Origin of the sequence: Bradyrhizobium sp. 157 (genome assembly GCF_023073815.1) — a bacterium.
Classification (GTDB): Bacteria; Pseudomonadota; Alphaproteobacteria; order Rhizobiales; family Xanthobacteraceae; genus Bradyrhizobium.
The window spans coordinates 292,685-309,837 of record NZ_JADPKF010000073.1; the positions used below are offsets into that span (position 1 = coordinate 292,685).

The window sequence follows — 17,153 nt, forward strand, 5'->3', positions numbered from 1 at the left end:
TTGCGTTTGGCACCGGCTCCGGTGACAACCCCGCATGCTTTCCATCACAGATATTTCGATCCGGATTGCCGGGCGGCTCCTGATCGACAACAGCACAGTGCAGATCGTGCCGGGCGCTCGCGTCGGCTTCGTCGGGCGCAACGGCGTCGGCAAATCGACGCTATTTCACGCGATCCGGGGCGACCTGCCGGTCGAGTCCGGCAGCATTACGCTACCGCCGCGCTGGCGCGTCGGCAGCCTGGCGCAAGAGGCACCGGACGGCCCGGAGAGTCTCATCAATGTCGTGCTGAAGGCCGATCTGGAGCGCGACGCGCTGCTCCGTGAAGCCGAAACCGCCACCGATCCGCACCGCATCGCCGACATCCAGACCCGGCTGGTCGACATCGACGCGCACTCCGCGCCGGCGCGCGCCGCGGCAATCCTGAGCGGCCTCGGATTTTCCGCCGCGGACCAGGCACGGCCGTGCTCGGAATTCTCCGGCGGCTGGCGCATGCGCGTGGCGTTGGCGGCGACGCTGTTCTCGGCGCCGGATTTGTTGCTGCTGGACGAACCGACCAACTATCTCGACCTCGAAGGCACGCTGTGGCTGGAAGACCATCTTGCGAACTATCCACGCACCGTCATCGTCATCAGCCACGACCGCGACCTGCTCGACACCTCGGTCGACCAGATCCTGCACCTCGATCGCGGCAAGCTGACCCTTTACAAGGGAACCTACTCCTCGTTCGAGGAACAGCGCGCGATGCGCGAGATGCTCGATGCCAAGCATGCCAAGCGCCAGGCCGACGAGCGCAAGCGGCTGCAGGCCTTCGTCGATCGCTTCAAGGCGAAAGCCTCGAAAGCCCGACAGGCGCAATCCCGCGTCAAGATGCTGGAGCGGATGAAGCCGGTTACCGCGCTGGTGACCCAGGACGTGCGTGAAATCACGTTCCCGATGCCGGAGAAAATGCTATCGCCGCCGATCATCGCCGTCGACGACGTCTCGGTCGGCTACGACCCGAAAAAGCCGGTGCTCAGCCGCGTCACGCTGCGCATCGACACCGACGACCGCATCGCCCTGCTCGGCTCCAACGGCAACGGCAAGTCGACGCTGGTCAAGCTGTTGGCGGGCAAGCTGCAACCCTTCTCGGGCCGGATCACACGGGCGGAAAAGCTCTCGGTCGGCTATTTCGCGCAGCACCAGGTCGACGAACTCAACCTCGATGCCTCGCCCTACGACCACGTTCGCAGGCTAATGCCCGATGCGCCGGAAACCAAGGTGCGCGGGCGCACCGGCGCGATCGGATTTTCCGGAAAGGCCGGCGATACGCTGGTCAAGAGCCTTTCGGGCGGCGAGAAGGCGCGGCTGTTGCTCGGGCTCGCCACATTCTTCGGCCCGAACATGATCATCCTCGACGAGCCGACCAACCATCTCGACATCGATAGCCGCGCGGCGCTGGCTGAAGCGATCAACGATTTTCCCGGCGCCGTCATCATGGTCTCGCACGACCGCTATTTGATCGAATCCTGCGCCGATCAATTGTGGGTCGTCGCCAATCAGACGGTGACAACCTATGACGGCGACCTCGATGACTACAGGCGAATGGTATTGTCGATCGGGGATAAGCGCGAGCGCGGCAGCGAGCGTGTCAAGGAAAGCGTGAAGCCCGAGCGCGCCAGGAACGAAAGGCGATCACCGCTGAAGCAGCGGATCGCCGAAGCCGAGGCCGAAATCGAGCGGATCAGCGGCATCATCGCCAAGATCGACACTGCCCTCGCGTTGCCGGATCTGTTCACCCGCGATCCCAAGCAGGCCGCCCAATTAAGCAAGGCGCGCGCCGGCGCCGAAAGCGCGCTGCGGCGCGCCGAGGAAGATTGGCTGGAAGCTAGTTCACAATACGATGAAGCGGCGGGCTAGGCCATGAACCCGTAAATCGCCGTGGACGGCTTGCTTGACCCGATAGCGACCAAATTCCACGGCGCAGCGAAGTTACGCGGTGTGCCAAAACCGGAAGTTAGCGTTTGGCCGCCCCAGCGTGGGGCCTGACTTCCGGGCAGTCGCGAAGTTTGTTATGCTGCGCGCCAGTCGGGGGGGCCTCAAAGCACAGTATGGAGGCCGACATGACCCGTATATTGGGACGGCGTGACTTCCTCGCAGGCTCTGCGGCGCTCGCTGGGGCGGCGGTGGGTAGCGGCTTCATGTGCGTCGAATTCGCTTCGGCGGCACCGATCGAGGTGCCGATGGTCGATAAGCTGTCAATCAGGGTGCTCGTCGACTCCACCCACGATCTTTTCCTGCGCCCCCGCACGGTCAACGGCGTGAGCGTGCAGCCGACTCCCCTCCAGACGGGGTTTCCGAATGTGATTCACACCCAATGGGGCCTGTCGCTCTGGCTCGAATCCCAGCGCGGCAACGAGCTCCGCACCCTGATGCTCGATTACGGCTACACGCCGGACGTGCTTATCACCAACATGGGCATCATGGGCGTCGACGTGAAGAAGGTCGACGCCTTGATCCTCAGCCACGGCCATTTCGATCATTTCGGCGGCCTGATGGGATTCCTCGATAAGTACCGTGGCGCACTGCCGGCGGACGTGAAGCTCTACGCCGGCGGAGAGGACAATTTCTGCCATCGCCTGGCCGGGGCGCCGGGCCAACTGACCGACTACGGCACGCTCGACCGGCGCGCTCTAGCTGCTCAGAAGGTTGCGACTGTTCTATGCGAGCACCCGACCGTGATTGCCGGCCACGCCTTCACCACCGGGCAGATCAGGCGTTCCGGCATCGAGAAGGTCTTGCCCAACACCATGGTGGAGTACGGGATCAAGGACGGGCTCGGCTGCGATGCCACCCAGTACATCCATTTCACCGCGGCGGAGCTGCAGGGCAAGATCGTCCCGGACGAGCATACCCACGAGCACGCGACCTGCTTCAACGTGAAGGACCGCGGCCTCGTCGTCATCACCTCGTGCGGCCACGTCGGCATTCTCAACACCATCCGGCAGGCGCAGGAGGTATCCGGCATCAAGAAGCTGCACGCCCTGATCGGCGGCTTCCATCTAGGGCCCGCAACGCCGGACTATGCGGATCAGGTCGTCAGCGAACTCAAGACGTTCGAGCCGGACGTGGTAGTGCCGATGCACTGTAGCGGCCTGACCTTCGTCGATTCCGTGCGCAAGATCATGCCGGACAAGCTGCTGCTGGCCTCGGCGGCGGCGCGGCTCAATTTCGGCGTCGCGTGATTGCGACCCGGCGGCGCCTTCTCGGCCTCGCGGCCGGTCTCCTGCTGGCCGGCCCAGGACGGTCGTCGCGAGTGCAGTCGTCCGAGGCGACTTCGGCCGCGCGGCTGATGGACGACCTGATGTGGAACCGCGGCCCGATCGGCGGACCGTTCGCTTTGATCGACCACACCGGCAAACCGCGCACGGACGAGGATTTTCGCGGCAAACTTCTGCTGATCTACTTCGGTTACAGCTATTGCCCGGACGTGTGCCCGACCGATCTGCAGCAGATCGGTCTGGCGGTCGATGGATTAGGCGCCGGAGCGGACGCGGTCCAGCCGATCTTCATCACCCTTGATCCCGAACGCGACACCGCTGCGCACCTCGCCGAGTACGTGCCGCTGTTCCACCCGCGGCTAATCGGCCTAACCGGCGACGCGGAGCAGATTCGGCGCGTGGCGCTCGCTTACAAGGTCTACTACGCCAAACATCCGCCTGATGGCCCGAATTACGTCATCGACCATTCTTCGTTCGTGTGCTTGGTCGACAAAGGCGGGAAATATATCGGCTTCTTTCCGTCAGGCACCGCGGCCGATCGCATAATAGAAATGATCACTCTGCATCTTTCCGATAGGACAAAGAGATAACGTCTATGGCCAAGTCCTTTGCAATCGCGCGTCCGCTCCGGGTCCATTCGCGATCGAGGCGAGCCAGTGGCAAGTCCGGCCATGTCCGCTATGCCGCCGAAAGCGAAAGTAAATTCGGACATCAGTGTAGCGGGCTTTGACGCGTTTTCTTAACGCTAACCGGCATCTACCTCGCTCGAAAACGCTATAGCCAACGCGAGGCGCGCAAGCGCGCAGAGCTTACGTCGCAGCCGGCTTCTTCTTCGGCTTTGCGCCTTTTGCCGGCGCCGCCGGCTCCGGTGCACGCTCAATCGACGTCAGGCGTCCGGCGGTGAAGGTGTAGATGCCGGCCCGCTGGCCGCGCGAATAGCTGACGACTGCCACGCGGTCGCCGCGCGGGTTGTTGGAAAGGCTGACATTGTCGGGCGCACCGATGCCGCGCACGACGTCGCATTCGGTATGGCCGAGCGCCACCGTTCCCGTCGTCGATGGAGGCGGGTTGCCCGCAGCGCCATTCGCCAGCGCGGTGGCGTCGGTGCCCGGCGCTGCCATGCCGGGACAAGCGCCCTCGGCACTGACGAGTTCATCCGGCGTGACCGGTTTGGTCGGAGTGAGCGGCGGCGTTTCGATCGAGACGTTGCGGATGAACACGCGTCCGGAGCGCGAAAACCAGTCCGCATCCTTCGACAGCAGGTCTGCACCCGAGCAGCCCGCAAGCGCAGGTCCGAGCAGCAACAATGTCAGCAGTGGCTTTCGATTGATTGTTCCGCGTCGCACGCTAAACCCAGGCCCCCACCCTTACTGTAACCACTTGTCCGACCATCACTTTGCGGCACGACCATGGCTGCTCGCAAGGTCCGGCGCCGAAACCACAGATTATCATTAATTCCCAGAGATCGCTAATTTCCAAGGATCGGTAGTTTTCCAAGCATCTCTATTGCCGCCGCTGCCACCGGCCCCGCTCGTCGGTCTGCCAGTAGGTCACCTCGAATCCCCGCGCCTTGCAACCGGCCCAGGCCCCGCGCGCAGCCGTCAGCGCATCGGCATCGTCACCGTTGAAGACCAACACTACCCGTTCGTAGCTGTCGCAGTCGGCCGGCAACGGCGCGTTGTCAATCAGGAACCTGACGTTGGCCCCGTTCGGATTGCTCTCCTCGATCGAGAGAATGATGGGTTGGTCCTGGGCATCGCCGGCGCGCCATGTGGCGTGCGGCAGGAACGAATCGTCGCTGTAGGTCCACAAATGCGCATCGAGCGCCTCGGTGCGCTCCGGCGAAGTCGATTGCACCACCACGCGCCAGCCGCGCTCGAGCGATTTTTCCAACAGCGGCGGCAATACGCTTTCAAGCGACATGGCCTGCAAATGGTAGAACAGGACTTCCGTCATCGCCTGCAACCGAGTTATTTCGTGGCTTCGTAATATTCTGCGACCAGCCGGTCCAGCAGACGAACGCCGTAGCCGGATCCCCAACTGTGGTTGATGTCGCTTTTCGGCGCGCCCATCGCGGTTCCAGCGATGTCGAGATGCGCCCACGGCGTGTTGTCGACGAATCGCTGCAGGAACTGTGCGGCCGTGATCGAGCCGCCGTGGCGCCCGCCGGTATTCTTCACGTCGGCAAACTGCGAATCGATCAGCTTGTCGTATTCGGGACCGAGCGGCATGCGCCAGACGCGCTCGCCGGTTTCATTTCCGATCTTGCTCAGCCTATCAGCCAGTTCGTCATTGTTGGAGAACATGCCTGAATATTCGGTACCCAGCGCGACCATGATCGCGCCGGTGAGCGTTGCGAGATCGACCATGAATTTCGGTTTGAATTTCTTCGCCACGTACCAGAGCACGTCGGCCAGCACGAGCCGGCCTTCGGCATCAGTGTTGATGATTTCGATGGTCTGGCCCGACATCGAGGTGACGATATCGCCGGGACGCTGGGCGTTGCCGTCGGGCATGTTCTCGACCAGGCCGATGGCGCCGACCGCGTTGACCTTCGCCTTTCGCGCCGCGAGCGCATGCATCAGCCCGACCACGCAGGCCGCGCCTCCCATGTCGCCCTTCATGTCCTCCATGCTGGCGGCACCCTTGATGGAGATCCCGCCGGTATCGAAGCAGACGCCCTTGCCGACGAAAGCAACGGGTTGATCGCCCTTCTTGCCGCCGTTCCACCGCATGATCACGGTGCGGCCGGGCTGGGTCGAGCCCTGCGCGACGCCGAGCAAGGCGCCCATGCCGAGCTTCTTCATCGCCTTGACATCGAGCACCTCGACATCGACACCGAGCTTCTTGAGCTGGCTCGCGCGGCGCGCGAATTCTATTGGGTACAAGACGTTCGGCGGTTCATTGACGAGTTCGCGCGCAATGATCACGCCGTCAACGACATGGGACGCGGGCGCAAGCGCCTTTCGCGCGGCGGCGACATCCTCGACGGCAATCGAAACGTCGGCGCGAATCGCGCCGTTCTCGCCGTCCTTCTTCTTCGTCTTGTAACGGTCGAACTTATACGCGCGCAGCCGGATGCCCGACGCGATCGCGGCGGCCGAATCGGGCTGCATCGCCCCCTCAGGCAGTTCGGCGATCACAGTGACCGCTGTGCTGGCGGTGTTGAGTTTGCCCGCCGTCACCCCACCGAACTTGAGAAAATCCTTCTCCTTGATATCGGCCGCCTTGCCGACGCCGACGATGATCAGGCGCTCTGCCTTGATTCCATCCGGCGCCGGGATGTCGAGCGTCGATCCACTCTTGCCCTTGAACTGGTTGGCAGCCGCCGCCCGCTTGACCGTATCGGCCGCCTTCCCGAGCGCCTTCCGCGTCACCTCGCCGAACTTCAATGCCTCATCGCAAAACACCACGAGAACGCCGCGGGGCGGAGCGGAAAAAGCGACAAAGCCGACCTTGACGGCGTCGGTCATGGGTAAATCCTCCAGAATTCAGGGCTGTCTTGCGGGGCCGGAATCGGCCCGCATTATGGAATGTTCTCTTCGGTAACGGCCCAAATCGCTCGGGACCTGATGTTTTCGACACTATGGCCTGTCTGCCGCGCCACTGCCAAGCGTTGCAGTGGCCGCAACGCCACATGAGGCGAATTATTAACCGTATCGAGGGCACGCCACGGCCCGGCCATTTTGTTGACGGATCAAAGGGATGGTAGTGAGAATGTAGACGGCTGACGATTGGCGGCCCGACCAATGGGGACCCTCAAAGAGGGATTGGTCGGAAGCTGCCCTTTGGGCGTGCTAGGGTGGGATTGTGCGGTAACGATGGGGTCGATCGACAGGTACATTTTCCGCACGACGCTCGCGTCGTTTGCGCTGGTTCTGGTCAGCCTCACCGGCGTGATCTGGATTACGCAGGCATTGCGCGGCATCGACCTGATGACCAGCCAAGGCCAGACCATCATCACCTTTCTCGGCATCACCAGCCTGGTGATCCCGGCGCTGGTTTTGATCATCGCCCCGATCGCGTTGATGATCGCGATCTCCCATACGCTGAACAAGCTCGCTACCGATTCTGAAATCATCGTGATGAACGCCGCCGGCTTCTCGCCTTTCCGGCTGTTCCGCCCATTTTTCTATGCCACCTGCGTGGTGGCGCTGATGGTTGCCTTCATCGGATCTTATCTCGCGCCCGACGGCATGCGCCGGATCAAGCAATGGGATGCCGAAATCACGGCCGACGTGCTGACGAATATCCTGCAGCCCGGCCGCTTCGCACAGCTCGACCAGAACCTGACGATTCGGATCCGCGAGCGCCAGCCGGGCGGCGTGCTCGCCGGCATTTTCGTCGACGACCGCCGCGATCCCAAGGAGCGCGTCACCATCATTGCCGACCACGGCACGGTGCTGAAGAACGAGAGCGGCTCCTATCTGGTGCTCGAAGACGGCAATCTCGAACGTTTCGAGACCGGAAAGCGCGATCCGGCCTTTGTGGCGTTCGTTCGTTACGCGTTCGACATGTCGAAATTCTCCAATCGCGGCCGCGACGTCGCACTGGGGATTCGCGAACGCTATCTCTGGGAGCTGATCTCGCCCCCGGAGGATGATCCGGTTTTCAAGCAATTGTCCGGACAGGTTCACGCCGAACTGCATGACCGCTTTTTGGCGCCGGTCTATCCCTTCGCCTTCGCCGTGCTGACGTTTGCTTTCCTCGGCACGCCTCGCACCACGCGCCAGAGCCGCAATTTTTCGATCGGCGGCTCCATCCTGGCGGTGTTCGGCCTGCGCATGGCGGGATTCGCCTGCTCGGTGATGACGGTGAAGACGCCGAGCATGGCTCTCGTGCAGTATTCGATGCTGTTCGGCGCGATCGGTGTCGGCCTGTGGATGATCATCGGCGGCATCGTGGTGGAGCCGCCGGCCGCGCTGATGGAGGCCATCAACAGGTCGAACGCACGCCTCGCTCGGCTCTTTGGACGGCCCGCCACCGCATGAGCATGGTAACCAACACGCTCGGGCGCTACTTCGCCGGCCGCTTCCTGGTCTCGGCGGTGGGCGTGTTTGCGAGCATTTTCGTGCTGCTCGTGCTGGTCGATTACATCGAAATGGTCCGCAAGACATCCGGGCTGGTGTCGGCATCGGCGATTACGGTGGCGCAGACGTCGCTTTACCGGGTGCCGCAATTGCTCGAAAAGCTGATGCCGTTCTGTGTACTGATCGGCGCGATGACCTGCTACCTCGCGCTATCGCGGCGGCTGGAGCTGGTGGTGGCGCGTGCGGCCGGCGTATCCGCCTGGCAGTTCATTTCGCCGGCGCTGGCAAGCTCGATCATCCTCGGCACCCTGGCGACTGTTGCCTACAACCCGATGTCGGCCAACCTGCGCGAATTGTCCAAGCGGATGGAGGCCGAACTGTTCGGCTCGGCGCCCGGCGGCGGCATTCAGGATGCATCCGGCTTCTGGCTCAACCAGATCAACAGCGACGGCCAGTCGATCATTAATGCAGCCCGCAGCGAGCAGCAGGGTGTCCGGCTGACGGGGCTGACCGTGTTCCGGTTCGATACCGATCTCCAGTTCAAGGAGCGAATCGAGGCGCGCGAAGCCTCCCTCGAAGAGGGCCGCTGGGCCTTCAAATCGGTACGAAGATACTCCCTGGATAAACCTCCGGTTGACCAGGAGAACTATTACCTCTCAACCACCCTGACCCCAGCCCAGGTTCGCAACAGTTTCTCCACCCCCGAAACCGTGTCTTTTTGGCAACTGCCCGGCTATATCCGCTCGTCCGAAAGCTCCGGCTTCGCGACCGCGGGCTACCGTCTGCAGTACCATAAGCTCATCGCACAGCCGTTTTTGCTGGCTGCAATGGTGATGTTGGCGGCTTCCGTCAGCCTTCGTTTCTTCCGGATGGGCGGCGTGCAAAAGATGGTTTTGAGTGGCGTGGGCGCGGGCTTTCTGCTCTACGTTCTATCGAAAGTTACTGAGGATTTGAGCAAGGCTGAGTTGATGCATCCCATCGCTGCGGCGTGGTTGCCCGTCTGTGTGGGTGGCCTCACCGGCTTTTTGGCCTTGTTGTACCAGGAGGACGGGTAGTGGCCGTTGTCGCCGCCCGCCAGTTGAGGTCGCCTGCGTTCAGGCGGCGCACCACCGTGCGCCGCTATCGAGCCCGCTTGGCCGCCGTTGGCGCCCCCATGATTGCCCTGCTCGCCGGGCTGGTTTTCGGCGGCACGATCGAGCTTGCCCTGACGGCTCCCGCCGCGGCGCAAAGCTTCACCTACAATCCGCGCCCGCCCAAGCCGCCGCCGCGCCCTGTCAACAACGACGGCAAAATGCTCGTGCAAGCCGTCGAGGTCGACTACGACTATAACAACCAGCGCGTGTCGGCAGTCGGCAACGTGCAGATGTTCTATAACGGCACCAGCGTGGAGGCCGACAAGGTCATTTACGACCAGAAGACGAAGCGGCTGCATGCGGAAGGCAACATCCGCCTGACGGATGCGGAAGGCAAAGTCACCTACGCCAACATCATGGATCTGAGCGACGACTACCGTGACGGTTTCGTCGACTCGCTGCGCGTCGATACGGCTGACGAAACGCGCATGGCGGCGACGCGCGCCGACCGTTCCGCCGGCAATTACACCGTGTTCGAAAACGGCGTCTATACCGCCTGCGCGCCGTGCAAGGACAATCCGAAGAAGCCCCCGCTGTGGCAAGTCAAGGGTGCGCGCATCATCCATGACCAGACCGACAAGATGCTGTACTTCGAGAACGCGCAGCTCGAATTCTTCGGCGTGCCAATGGCGTATCTGCCGTATTTTTCGACGCCCGATCCGACCGTCAAGCGCAAGACGGGCTTCCTGATGCCCGCCTACAGCTCCAACTCGACCTATGGCTATGCCGTCGAAACCCCGTTCTACTGGGCGATCGCGCCGGACTATGACGCAACGTTCAATCCACGCTTCACGACGCGGCAAGGCGTGCTGTTCCAGGGCGAGTTCCGTCAGCGGCTGATCAACGGCTCGTACCAGATCCGCGGCTACGGCATTAATCAGCTCGATCCCGGCGCGTTCGCCGGTCAGCCCGGCGACCGTGACTTCCGCGGCGGCATCGACACCAAGGGCCAGTTCGCCATCAACGACAAATGGGTCTGGGGCTGGGACGGTGTCCTGCTGTCGGACTATTATTTCTTCTCGGACTACCGGCTGGCCCAATACAGGGATCCGCTGGGCTCGTTCCTGAGCCTGCCGACGGAAGCGATTTCACAGCTCTATCTGACCGGTGTTGGCAATCGCAGCTTCTTCGATGCGCGCACGATCCATTACCTCTCCTTCTCCGGGAACCAAGACAAGGTGCCGGTGATCCATCCGGTCGTCGACTATTCCAACGTGATCAACCACCCGATCCTCGGCGGTGAGGTCAGCTACAAGACGAACTTCACCAGTCTCTCGCGCACGACCGCGGCCTTCGACCCGATCACGACGCTGGCCAACACCAACGGCTTGTGCCTCACCGCATCGGCCGATCCGCTGGCCCGGATTCCCTCGCAGTGCCTGCTGCGCGGCATGCCCGGCACCTACACGCGGCTGACGGCCGAAGCGCAGTGGCGGCGCTCGTACACCGATCCGATCGGTCAGATCTGGACGCCGTTTGCGATCATGCGCGCCGACGCCATCGACGCCTCGATCTCGAACCAGCCCGGCGTTTCGAATTTCCTCCCCGTGGGCGACACGCAGGCGGTCCGCCTGATGCCGACGGTCGGCCTCGAATATCGCTACCCCTTCATCAACGTTCAGCCTTGGGGCACCACCACGATCGAGCCGATCGCGCAGATCATCGCTCGCCCGAACGAGACCTTCGCCGGCCGGCTGCCGAACGAAGACGCGCAGAGCATGGTGTTCGACGCCAGCAACCTGTTCGCGATCGACAAGTTCTCCGGCTACGACCGCGTCGAGGGCGGCGGCCGCGCCAATGTCGGCGTGCAGGCGACCACGCAGTTCGATCGCGGCGGCAGCGTCAATGTGCTGTTCGGCCAATCCTACCAGTTGTTCGGCCTGAACTCGTTCGCCGTGGCGGACGCCACCAACACGGCGCTGAATTCCGGCCTGCAGAACACCCGCTCCGACTACGTCGCCCGCGTCAACTATTCGCCGAACCGGACCTATACGTTCAGTGTGCGCTCGCGCATGGATGAAGCGACGATGAACGTCAATCGTTTCGAAGCCGAAGGACGCGCCTCGTTCGACCGCTGGTCGGTCAGCATGATGTACGGCAACTATGCCGCCCAGCCGGAACTCGGGTACCTGACCCGGCGCGAAGGCCTGCTCGGCAGCGCATCCCTCAAGGTGGCGTCGAACTGGGTCGTTTCGGGAGCCGCGCGCTGGGATCTTGAAGCCAACAAGCTGAATCAGTACATCATCGGCGCCGGCTATGTGGACGATTGCTTCGTGCTGGCCGCCAACTACGTCACGTCCTATACCTACTCCGCCGGGACGACGCCGCCGGTGCTCAATCACGCTTTCATGGTGCAGATCGGCCTGCGGACTATTGCGAATACGTCCTCGTCCTCGGGCAGCAGCGGCATTCAGTAGCGTGAGGCCCGATCTTGCCGGAGAGTACCCAGCGCCGCGCGGTACGAATTGGTTGATACGACTGACATGACCATGACGACCATTAAGCTCCTTCCTCGCCGATTTTGGTCTCTGATCGCTGGCGGTGCCGTCGCGCTTGCCGTGCTGGCCGGCGGCGCTTCACCGCTGCAAGCGCAGTCCGTGGTGGTGATGGTGAACGGCGAGCCCATCACCAGTCTCGATATCGAGCAGCGCACCAAGCTCAACTTCCTGACCACGCGGAAGCAGATGCCGCGGCAGGAGGTGATCGAGGAACTGATCGACGAAAAGGTGAAGGTCAAGGAAGCCAAGCGGTTCGGCGTCGACCCTACGGCGAGCGATATCGATCAGGCCTATGCGGGCATGAGCCAGCGGATGCGGCTGTCGCCCGAGCAGCTCACCAAATCCCTGGAGAGCGCCGGTGTCCGGCCGGAAACGCTGAAGGCCCGCCTCAAGGCCGAGATGGTCTGGGGCAGCCTGGTGCGCGGCCGTTTCAAGGAGAGCCTCCAGGTCGGCGAGAAAGACGTTGCCGACGCCGCCCAGCAAGCCGGCGAACCTGCCCAGACGGACGCGTTCGAATACAGGCTGCAGCCGATCGTGCTGATCGTGCCGCGCGGCTCGGCGCAAGGCGCGATCGACTTGCGGCGCAAGGAGGCGGAGTCCTTGCGCGAGCGCGTCCAGAGCTGCGAGCAGGCCAACTCTTACTTCAAGTCGATGCAGAATGCCGCGATCCGCGGCATCGTCACCAAGACTTCGGCCGACATTCCCGGCCCGCTTCGCGAACTCCTGGACAAGACGCCGGTCGGTCGCTTGACCCCGCCCGAAATCACCAAACAGGGCGTCGAGATGGTGGCATTGTGCGAACGCAAGCCGACCAAGATCGACACGCCGAAGAAGCGAGAAATCCGGGAAAAGATGTACACGCAGAAATACGAGGCAAAGTCGAAGGCTTACCTGGCCGACATCCGCAAAGCCGCGATGATCGAATATCGTTGATGGCCGAGGATCCGAAGCCGGAGGCTCCAGCCAAGGCGCTCGCGCTGACATCCGGCGAGCCTGCGGGCATCGGTCCCGACATCGCCCTTGAAGCGTGGCGGCGGCGCGGTGAGCTGGACCTCCCGCCGTTCTATCTGCTCGGCGACCGCGCATTCTTCGCCGAGCGGGCGAAAATCCTGGGATTGTCGGTCGATCTCGCCGACGCCGTGCCCGAGGAAGCGAGCGCGGCATTTGCGAGAGCCCTGCCAGTGGTCGCGACCGGCGAAATCGCGACCGCGCGCCCCGGGCAGCCCGATCAGACCAGCGCGACCGCGGCGCTTGCCTCCATTCGCCATGCGGTCGACCATGTCAGGACCGGACGCGCCGGCGCCGTCGTCACCAACCCGATCGCCAAGGGTGTGCTCTACCGCGCCGGATTCCGCCATCCCGGCCACACCGAGTTTCTCGCCGAGCTCGCCGCCGATGGCGGCCCCGTGCCGCAGCCGGTGATGATGCTGTGGTCGCCGGCGCTCGCGGTCGTTCCCGTGACCATCCATCTTTCGTTGCGCGAGGCGCTGGCCCGGCTGTCGGCCGAGCTGATCGTCACGACGGTCCGGATTGCGGTTGCGGATCTGAAGGCCCACTTCGGCCTTGCCCAGCCGCGCCTTGCAATATCGGGCCTCAACCCGCATGCCGGCGAAGACGGCTCGCTCGGCAGCGAAGATATCGATATCGTAGCACCCGCCGTCGAAGCGCTGCGCGCAGAAGGCATCGACGCCAGAGGTCCGCTGCCCGCGGACACCATGTTCCACGCCGCGGCGCGCAAGACCTATGACTGCGCGATCTGCATGTATCACGACCAGGCACTGATCCCGATCAAGACGATTGCATTCGACGACGCCGTCAACGTCACGCTGGGATTGCCGTTCATCCGGACGTCGCCGGACCACGGCACCGCCTTCGACATTGCCGGCACCGGCAAGGCCAACCCGTCGAGTCTCGCCGCGGCGCTGCGGCTCGCCGCGCGCATGGCGACGACCAAACCGGCATGAGCGCGATCGACGATCTGCCGCCGCTGCGCGAGGTCATCCGCGAACATTCCCTGTCGGCCCGCAAATCGCTCGGCCAGAATTTTCTGCTCGACCTCAACCTCACCGCGCGGATCGCGCGCGCCGCCGGCCCGCTCGAAGGCGCCACCATCATCGAGGTCGGCCCCGGCCCCGGCGGGCTGACGCGCGCGCTGCTGGCGCTCGGCGCCAAACGCGTCATCGCGGTCGAGCGCGACGAGCGCGCGCTGGCCCCGCTCGATTACATCGCCAAGCGCTATCCCGGCCGGCTGGACATCGTGCATGCCGACGCGCAACGCTTCGATCCCCGCCCGATGCTCGGCGGCGAGCGGGCAAAAATCGTCGCCAACCTGCCCTACAATATCGCGACCGCGCTTCTGGTGGACTGGCTCTCGATCGAGCCATGGCCGCCCTGGTATGACATGATGGTGCTGATGTTTCAGCGCGAAGTCGCCGAGCGGATCGTCGCAACAGAGAACGACGAGGCCTACGGCCGGCTCGCGGTGCTCGCCAACTGGCGCACTGAAACCAAGATCCTGTTCGACATCTCCCCCGCCGCGTTTGTGCCGCAGCCAAAAGTCACCTCCTCGGTGGTGCGGCTGGTGCCGCGCGAGACACCCGAGCCGTGTGACCGCCGGGCCCTCGAGCAGGTGGCGGCCGCGGCCTTCGGCCAGCGCCGGAAAATGCTCCGGCAGAGCCTGAAATCGCTCTCGGTCGATCCGGCCCGCCTGGCCGAGGCCGCACATATCGACGCGACCAGGCGCGCCGAAACCATTCCGATTTCGGGCTTTGTTGCCATGGCTCGCGAATTGACCGATATACGAAGCATAAAAACTCAAACGCCGTGAAGAAACCGCTCGAGGAGATGATGCCATGGCGCTGATGCGTCGCCAGTCGCTGGTCAAGTTCGATGCCCCCTTGTGCGAAACCATCGTCGACACGCCGAAGCCGAAAGGCAGCGAAGTCCTCGTCCGGATCGAACGTTGTGGGCTCTGCCATTCCGACCTGCACATCCAGGACGGCTATGCCGATCTCGGCGGCGGCAAGCGGCTCGACACCACGCGCGGCATGACGCTGCCGTTCACGCTCGGGCACGAGATCGCGGGCGTCGTCGATGAAGTCGGTCCCGATGTCTCGAAAGAGCTGATCGGAAAGAAGCAGGCGGTATTCCCCTGGATCGGCTGCGGCCAGTGCCGCGACTGTGCCAATGGCGATGAAAACCTCTGCGTCAAGCAGCGCTTCCTCGGCGTCTCGATCGATGGCGGCTTCGCCACTCACGTGCTGGTGCCCGACGCCAAATATCTGCTGGATTACGATCCGCTGCCCGTCAATCAGGCCGCAACGCTGATGTGCTCGGGCGTCACCGCCTATGGCGCGCTGAAGCGGCTGGTCGACCGTCCGCGGCAGCGCAACCTTTTGCTGATCGGGCTCGGCGGCGTTGGCATGATGGGGCTTTCGTTCGCGCAGGCGATGTTCAAGCAGAACATCACGGTCGCCGATCTCAGTCCCGCCGCGCGCGAGACCGCGCTGCAGAACGGCGCCGCCGTCGCCTACGACCCGGTCGAGCCCGAAATCATCAGGCGCATTCTGAAGGAGACCGAGGGCGGCTTCGACGGCGTCGTTGATTTCGCGGGCAACGAGAAATCGATGGCATTCGCCGTTGCGACGGTCGCACGCGGCGGCAAGATCGTGGTGTCCGGCCTGATGGGCGGCAATTTCAGCCTGCCGATGGTGCAATGGGTCTACAAGCGCATGACCATCGAAGGTTTCATGGTCGGCACCCTCGCCGAGGCCAAGGAATTGATGGCACTCGCCCGCGCCGGCAAGATCAAGCCGACGCCGATGAAAGAGGAACCGATGGCCGACGTCCAGAAATGGATCGACGAACTGCGCTCCGGCAAGGTCGTGGGACGTATCGTGCTGAAGAACTGAGGCGGTGCACGCATGTCACTGCAATGGATTGAATTGCGGTGACGCGCCCCGCATCGCCGGACGTTGCACCTTCACGCACATGCCTTAAGCGAATTGCGCGAGGCCGTGGCCGACGGACCAATTCTCTTTCGCGGCCTCGAGAACGTTCACGAACACGTTCTCCGGCTGGATGCCGGGGCTTTCGCCGAGCAGCTCCGCGGTCCGCTGGAACAGCGCCTTCTTCTGTTCCGGCGTGCGGGTGTTGAACACGGTGATCTGGATGAACACGACATCGTCGCTCCGGGTGATTCCAAAACAAGACGCGCCGTAGCGGAAGTTCGCCGCTTCATGCTCGCTGATGGTCATGAACTGGTCGTCTTCGGGCACGCCTAGCGTTTCGCGCATTGCGCGGTAAAGACTGTCGAAGATCGCCTGCCGGTAGACCTCCGGCTTTCCGGTGCGCAGTGAGACGTGAACGAGCGGCATCGCGGATCCCTTTCGAAAGCCGGTAACACACGGAGGCGGGCCATGGCGGACCCGCACCGGTGGTTCACGCCATTGACGAACTACGCTATCTACGCCGATTAGTTTTTGACATGATGTTTAGAAGCGATTCTTGACGCTATGTCAAATACTATTTGGCCGCGTCGCGCAGGGATCCGAACCCTCAGAGTACAGGAGAGATATTTTGAGGCCGCGAGAGTTTAACCACGACGACGTCTTGCGCATCGCGTTCGATCAATTCTGGCGCAAAGGGGTGCGTGGAACACAGCTCTCGGACATCGCGCGCGACGCGGGCGTCCAGCGCGGCAGTCTCTACAATGCCTTTGGCAACAAGGAAGCGCTGTTTCTCTGCGCCTACGAGCGCTATGCGGGCGAATATCTAAGCACTCTTCAAAAGGCGCTCAGCTCTGGCACGTTGCGAGCGCGCCTTACGGCGTTTTTCGACATGACTATCAAGAACTTCTGTTCCGGCTCGCCGCCCCGCGGATGCCCTACCACGCGAGGACTGATGGAGCTGGGATCGGCCGAAGGTGAAGGGCTCGATGAAAACGCGCGGAAAGCCTTCGCGGACCTGATGAGCCGCATCAGCGGTCTCGTTCAGGAAGCTTTGTCCGAGGGCATCAAGCGTGGCGAGTTCAACGGAGCCCCCGAGATCGCCGCATTACACATCGTCACCGTGACGCGCGGATTGGCCGTGCTGGAGCGTGCCTTCAGCGATGAAGCCCAGCTTCGGAAGATTGCCAAGCACACGGTCGATCTCGTGCTCGGCAGGGAGAGCCGCTAGGCAGATCCAGGCTTGATCCTTTCATACGACTTACAACTCGATACGCATCCGCTTGG

Annotated in this window: 15 protein-coding genes; 11 read left to right on the forward strand and 4 right to left on the reverse strand. The window is 63.0% G+C overall.

Annotated features, from left to right (window positions below; genetic code table 11):
- Positions 1-34: 34 nt before the first annotated feature.
- From IVA95_RS17310 to IVA95_RS17320, 3 genes are all read left to right on the forward strand, one after another.
- Positions 35-1,897 carry an ABC-F family ATP-binding cassette domain-containing protein gene (locus IVA95_RS17310; RefSeq protein WP_247511558.1) on the forward strand — a complete coding sequence of 621 codons (1,863 nt, stop codon included), beginning with the start codon at positions 35-37 and terminating at the stop codon, positions 1,895-1,897.
- Between the two features lie 203 nt (positions 1,898-2,100).
- Positions 2,101-3,222, forward strand: coding sequence for an MBL fold metallo-hydrolase (locus tag IVA95_RS17315; RefSeq protein WP_247511733.1), 1,122 nt, complete (start codon positions 2,101-2,103; stop codon positions 3,220-3,222).
- A gap of 119 nt (positions 3,223-3,341) precedes the next feature.
- A complete protein-coding gene (locus IVA95_RS17320) occupies positions 3,342-3,848 on the forward strand; it encodes an SCO family protein (RefSeq protein ID WP_346658022.1) in 507 nt (168 codons plus the stop codon).
- A gap of 219 nt (positions 3,849-4,067) precedes the next feature.
- Here the strand turns inward: IVA95_RS17320 and IVA95_RS17325 are convergent, their stop codons facing one another.
- From IVA95_RS17325 to IVA95_RS17335, 3 genes are all read right to left on the reverse strand, one after another.
- Positions 4,068-4,604, reverse strand: coding sequence for a hypothetical protein (locus IVA95_RS17325; RefSeq protein WP_247511559.1), 537 nt, complete (start codon positions 4,602-4,604; stop codon positions 4,068-4,070).
- A 157-nt stretch (positions 4,605-4,761) separates the two neighbouring features.
- A complete protein-coding gene (locus tag IVA95_RS17330; protein WP_247511560.1) occupies positions 4,762-5,214 on the reverse strand; it encodes a DNA polymerase III subunit chi in 453 nt (150 codons plus the stop codon).
- A 14-nt stretch (positions 5,215-5,228) separates the two neighbouring features.
- Entirely contained in the window at positions 5,229-6,731 is a 1,503-nt protein-coding gene (locus IVA95_RS17335; protein ID WP_247511561.1) for a leucyl aminopeptidase, read from the reverse strand.
- 348 nt (positions 6,732-7,079) lie between these two features.
- On the opposite strand from IVA95_RS17335, the gene lptF reads away from it, so the two are divergent.
- The 7 genes from lptF (at position 7,080) to IVA95_RS17370 (ending at position 15,830) form a co-directional block, all read left to right on the forward strand.
- Complete coding sequence (lptF, locus tag IVA95_RS17340) at positions 7,080-8,249, forward strand: LPS export ABC transporter permease LptF (RefSeq protein WP_247511562.1); 1,170 nt, start codon at positions 7,080-7,082, stop codon at positions 8,247-8,249.
- Complete coding sequence (gene lptG / locus IVA95_RS17345) at positions 8,246-9,343, forward strand: LPS export ABC transporter permease LptG (protein ID WP_213250089.1); 1,098 nt, start codon at positions 8,246-8,248, stop codon at positions 9,341-9,343. The genes lptF and lptG overlap by 4 nt, the downstream gene beginning before the upstream one ends.
- A 98-nt stretch (positions 9,344-9,441) precedes the next feature.
- Positions 9,442-11,838 carry an LPS-assembly protein LptD gene (locus tag IVA95_RS17350; RefSeq protein WP_247511735.1) on the forward strand — a complete coding sequence of 799 codons (2,397 nt, stop codon included), beginning with the start codon at positions 9,442-9,444 and terminating at the stop codon, positions 11,836-11,838.
- A gap of 72 nt (positions 11,839-11,910) precedes the next feature.
- Positions 11,911-12,852: a SurA N-terminal domain-containing protein gene (locus IVA95_RS17355; protein ID WP_247511563.1), complete on the forward strand. Its 942-nt coding sequence runs from the start codon at positions 11,911-11,913 to the stop codon at positions 12,850-12,852.
- Positions 12,852-13,883, forward strand: a complete 1,032-nt coding sequence (pdxA, locus tag IVA95_RS17360) for a 4-hydroxythreonine-4-phosphate dehydrogenase PdxA (RefSeq protein WP_247511564.1) — start codon at positions 12,852-12,854, stop codon at positions 13,881-13,883. The genes IVA95_RS17355 and pdxA overlap by 1 nt, the downstream gene beginning before the upstream one ends.
- Entirely contained in the window at positions 13,880-14,746 is an 867-nt protein-coding gene (rsmA, locus tag IVA95_RS17365; RefSeq protein ID WP_247511565.1) for a 16S rRNA (adenine(1518)-N(6)/adenine(1519)-N(6))-dimethyltransferase RsmA, read from the forward strand. The genes pdxA and rsmA overlap by 4 nt, the downstream gene beginning before the upstream one ends.
- A 25-nt stretch (positions 14,747-14,771) precedes the next feature.
- Positions 14,772-15,830: an alcohol dehydrogenase gene (locus IVA95_RS17370; RefSeq protein WP_247511566.1), complete on the forward strand. Its 1,059-nt coding sequence runs from the start codon at positions 14,772-14,774 to the stop codon at positions 15,828-15,830.
- Between the two features lie 84 nt (positions 15,831-15,914).
- On the opposite strand, the gene IVA95_RS17375 is transcribed toward IVA95_RS17370, so the two are convergent.
- A complete protein-coding gene (locus IVA95_RS17375; protein ID WP_247511567.1) occupies positions 15,915-16,295 on the reverse strand; it encodes a tautomerase family protein in 381 nt (126 codons plus the stop codon).
- Between the two features lie 202 nt (positions 16,296-16,497).
- Between IVA95_RS17375 and IVA95_RS17380 the strand changes: the two genes are divergently transcribed.
- A complete protein-coding gene (locus tag IVA95_RS17380) occupies positions 16,498-17,097 on the forward strand; it encodes a TetR/AcrR family transcriptional regulator (protein ID WP_247511568.1) in 600 nt (199 codons plus the stop codon).
- Positions 17,098-17,153 lie beyond the last annotated feature (56 nt).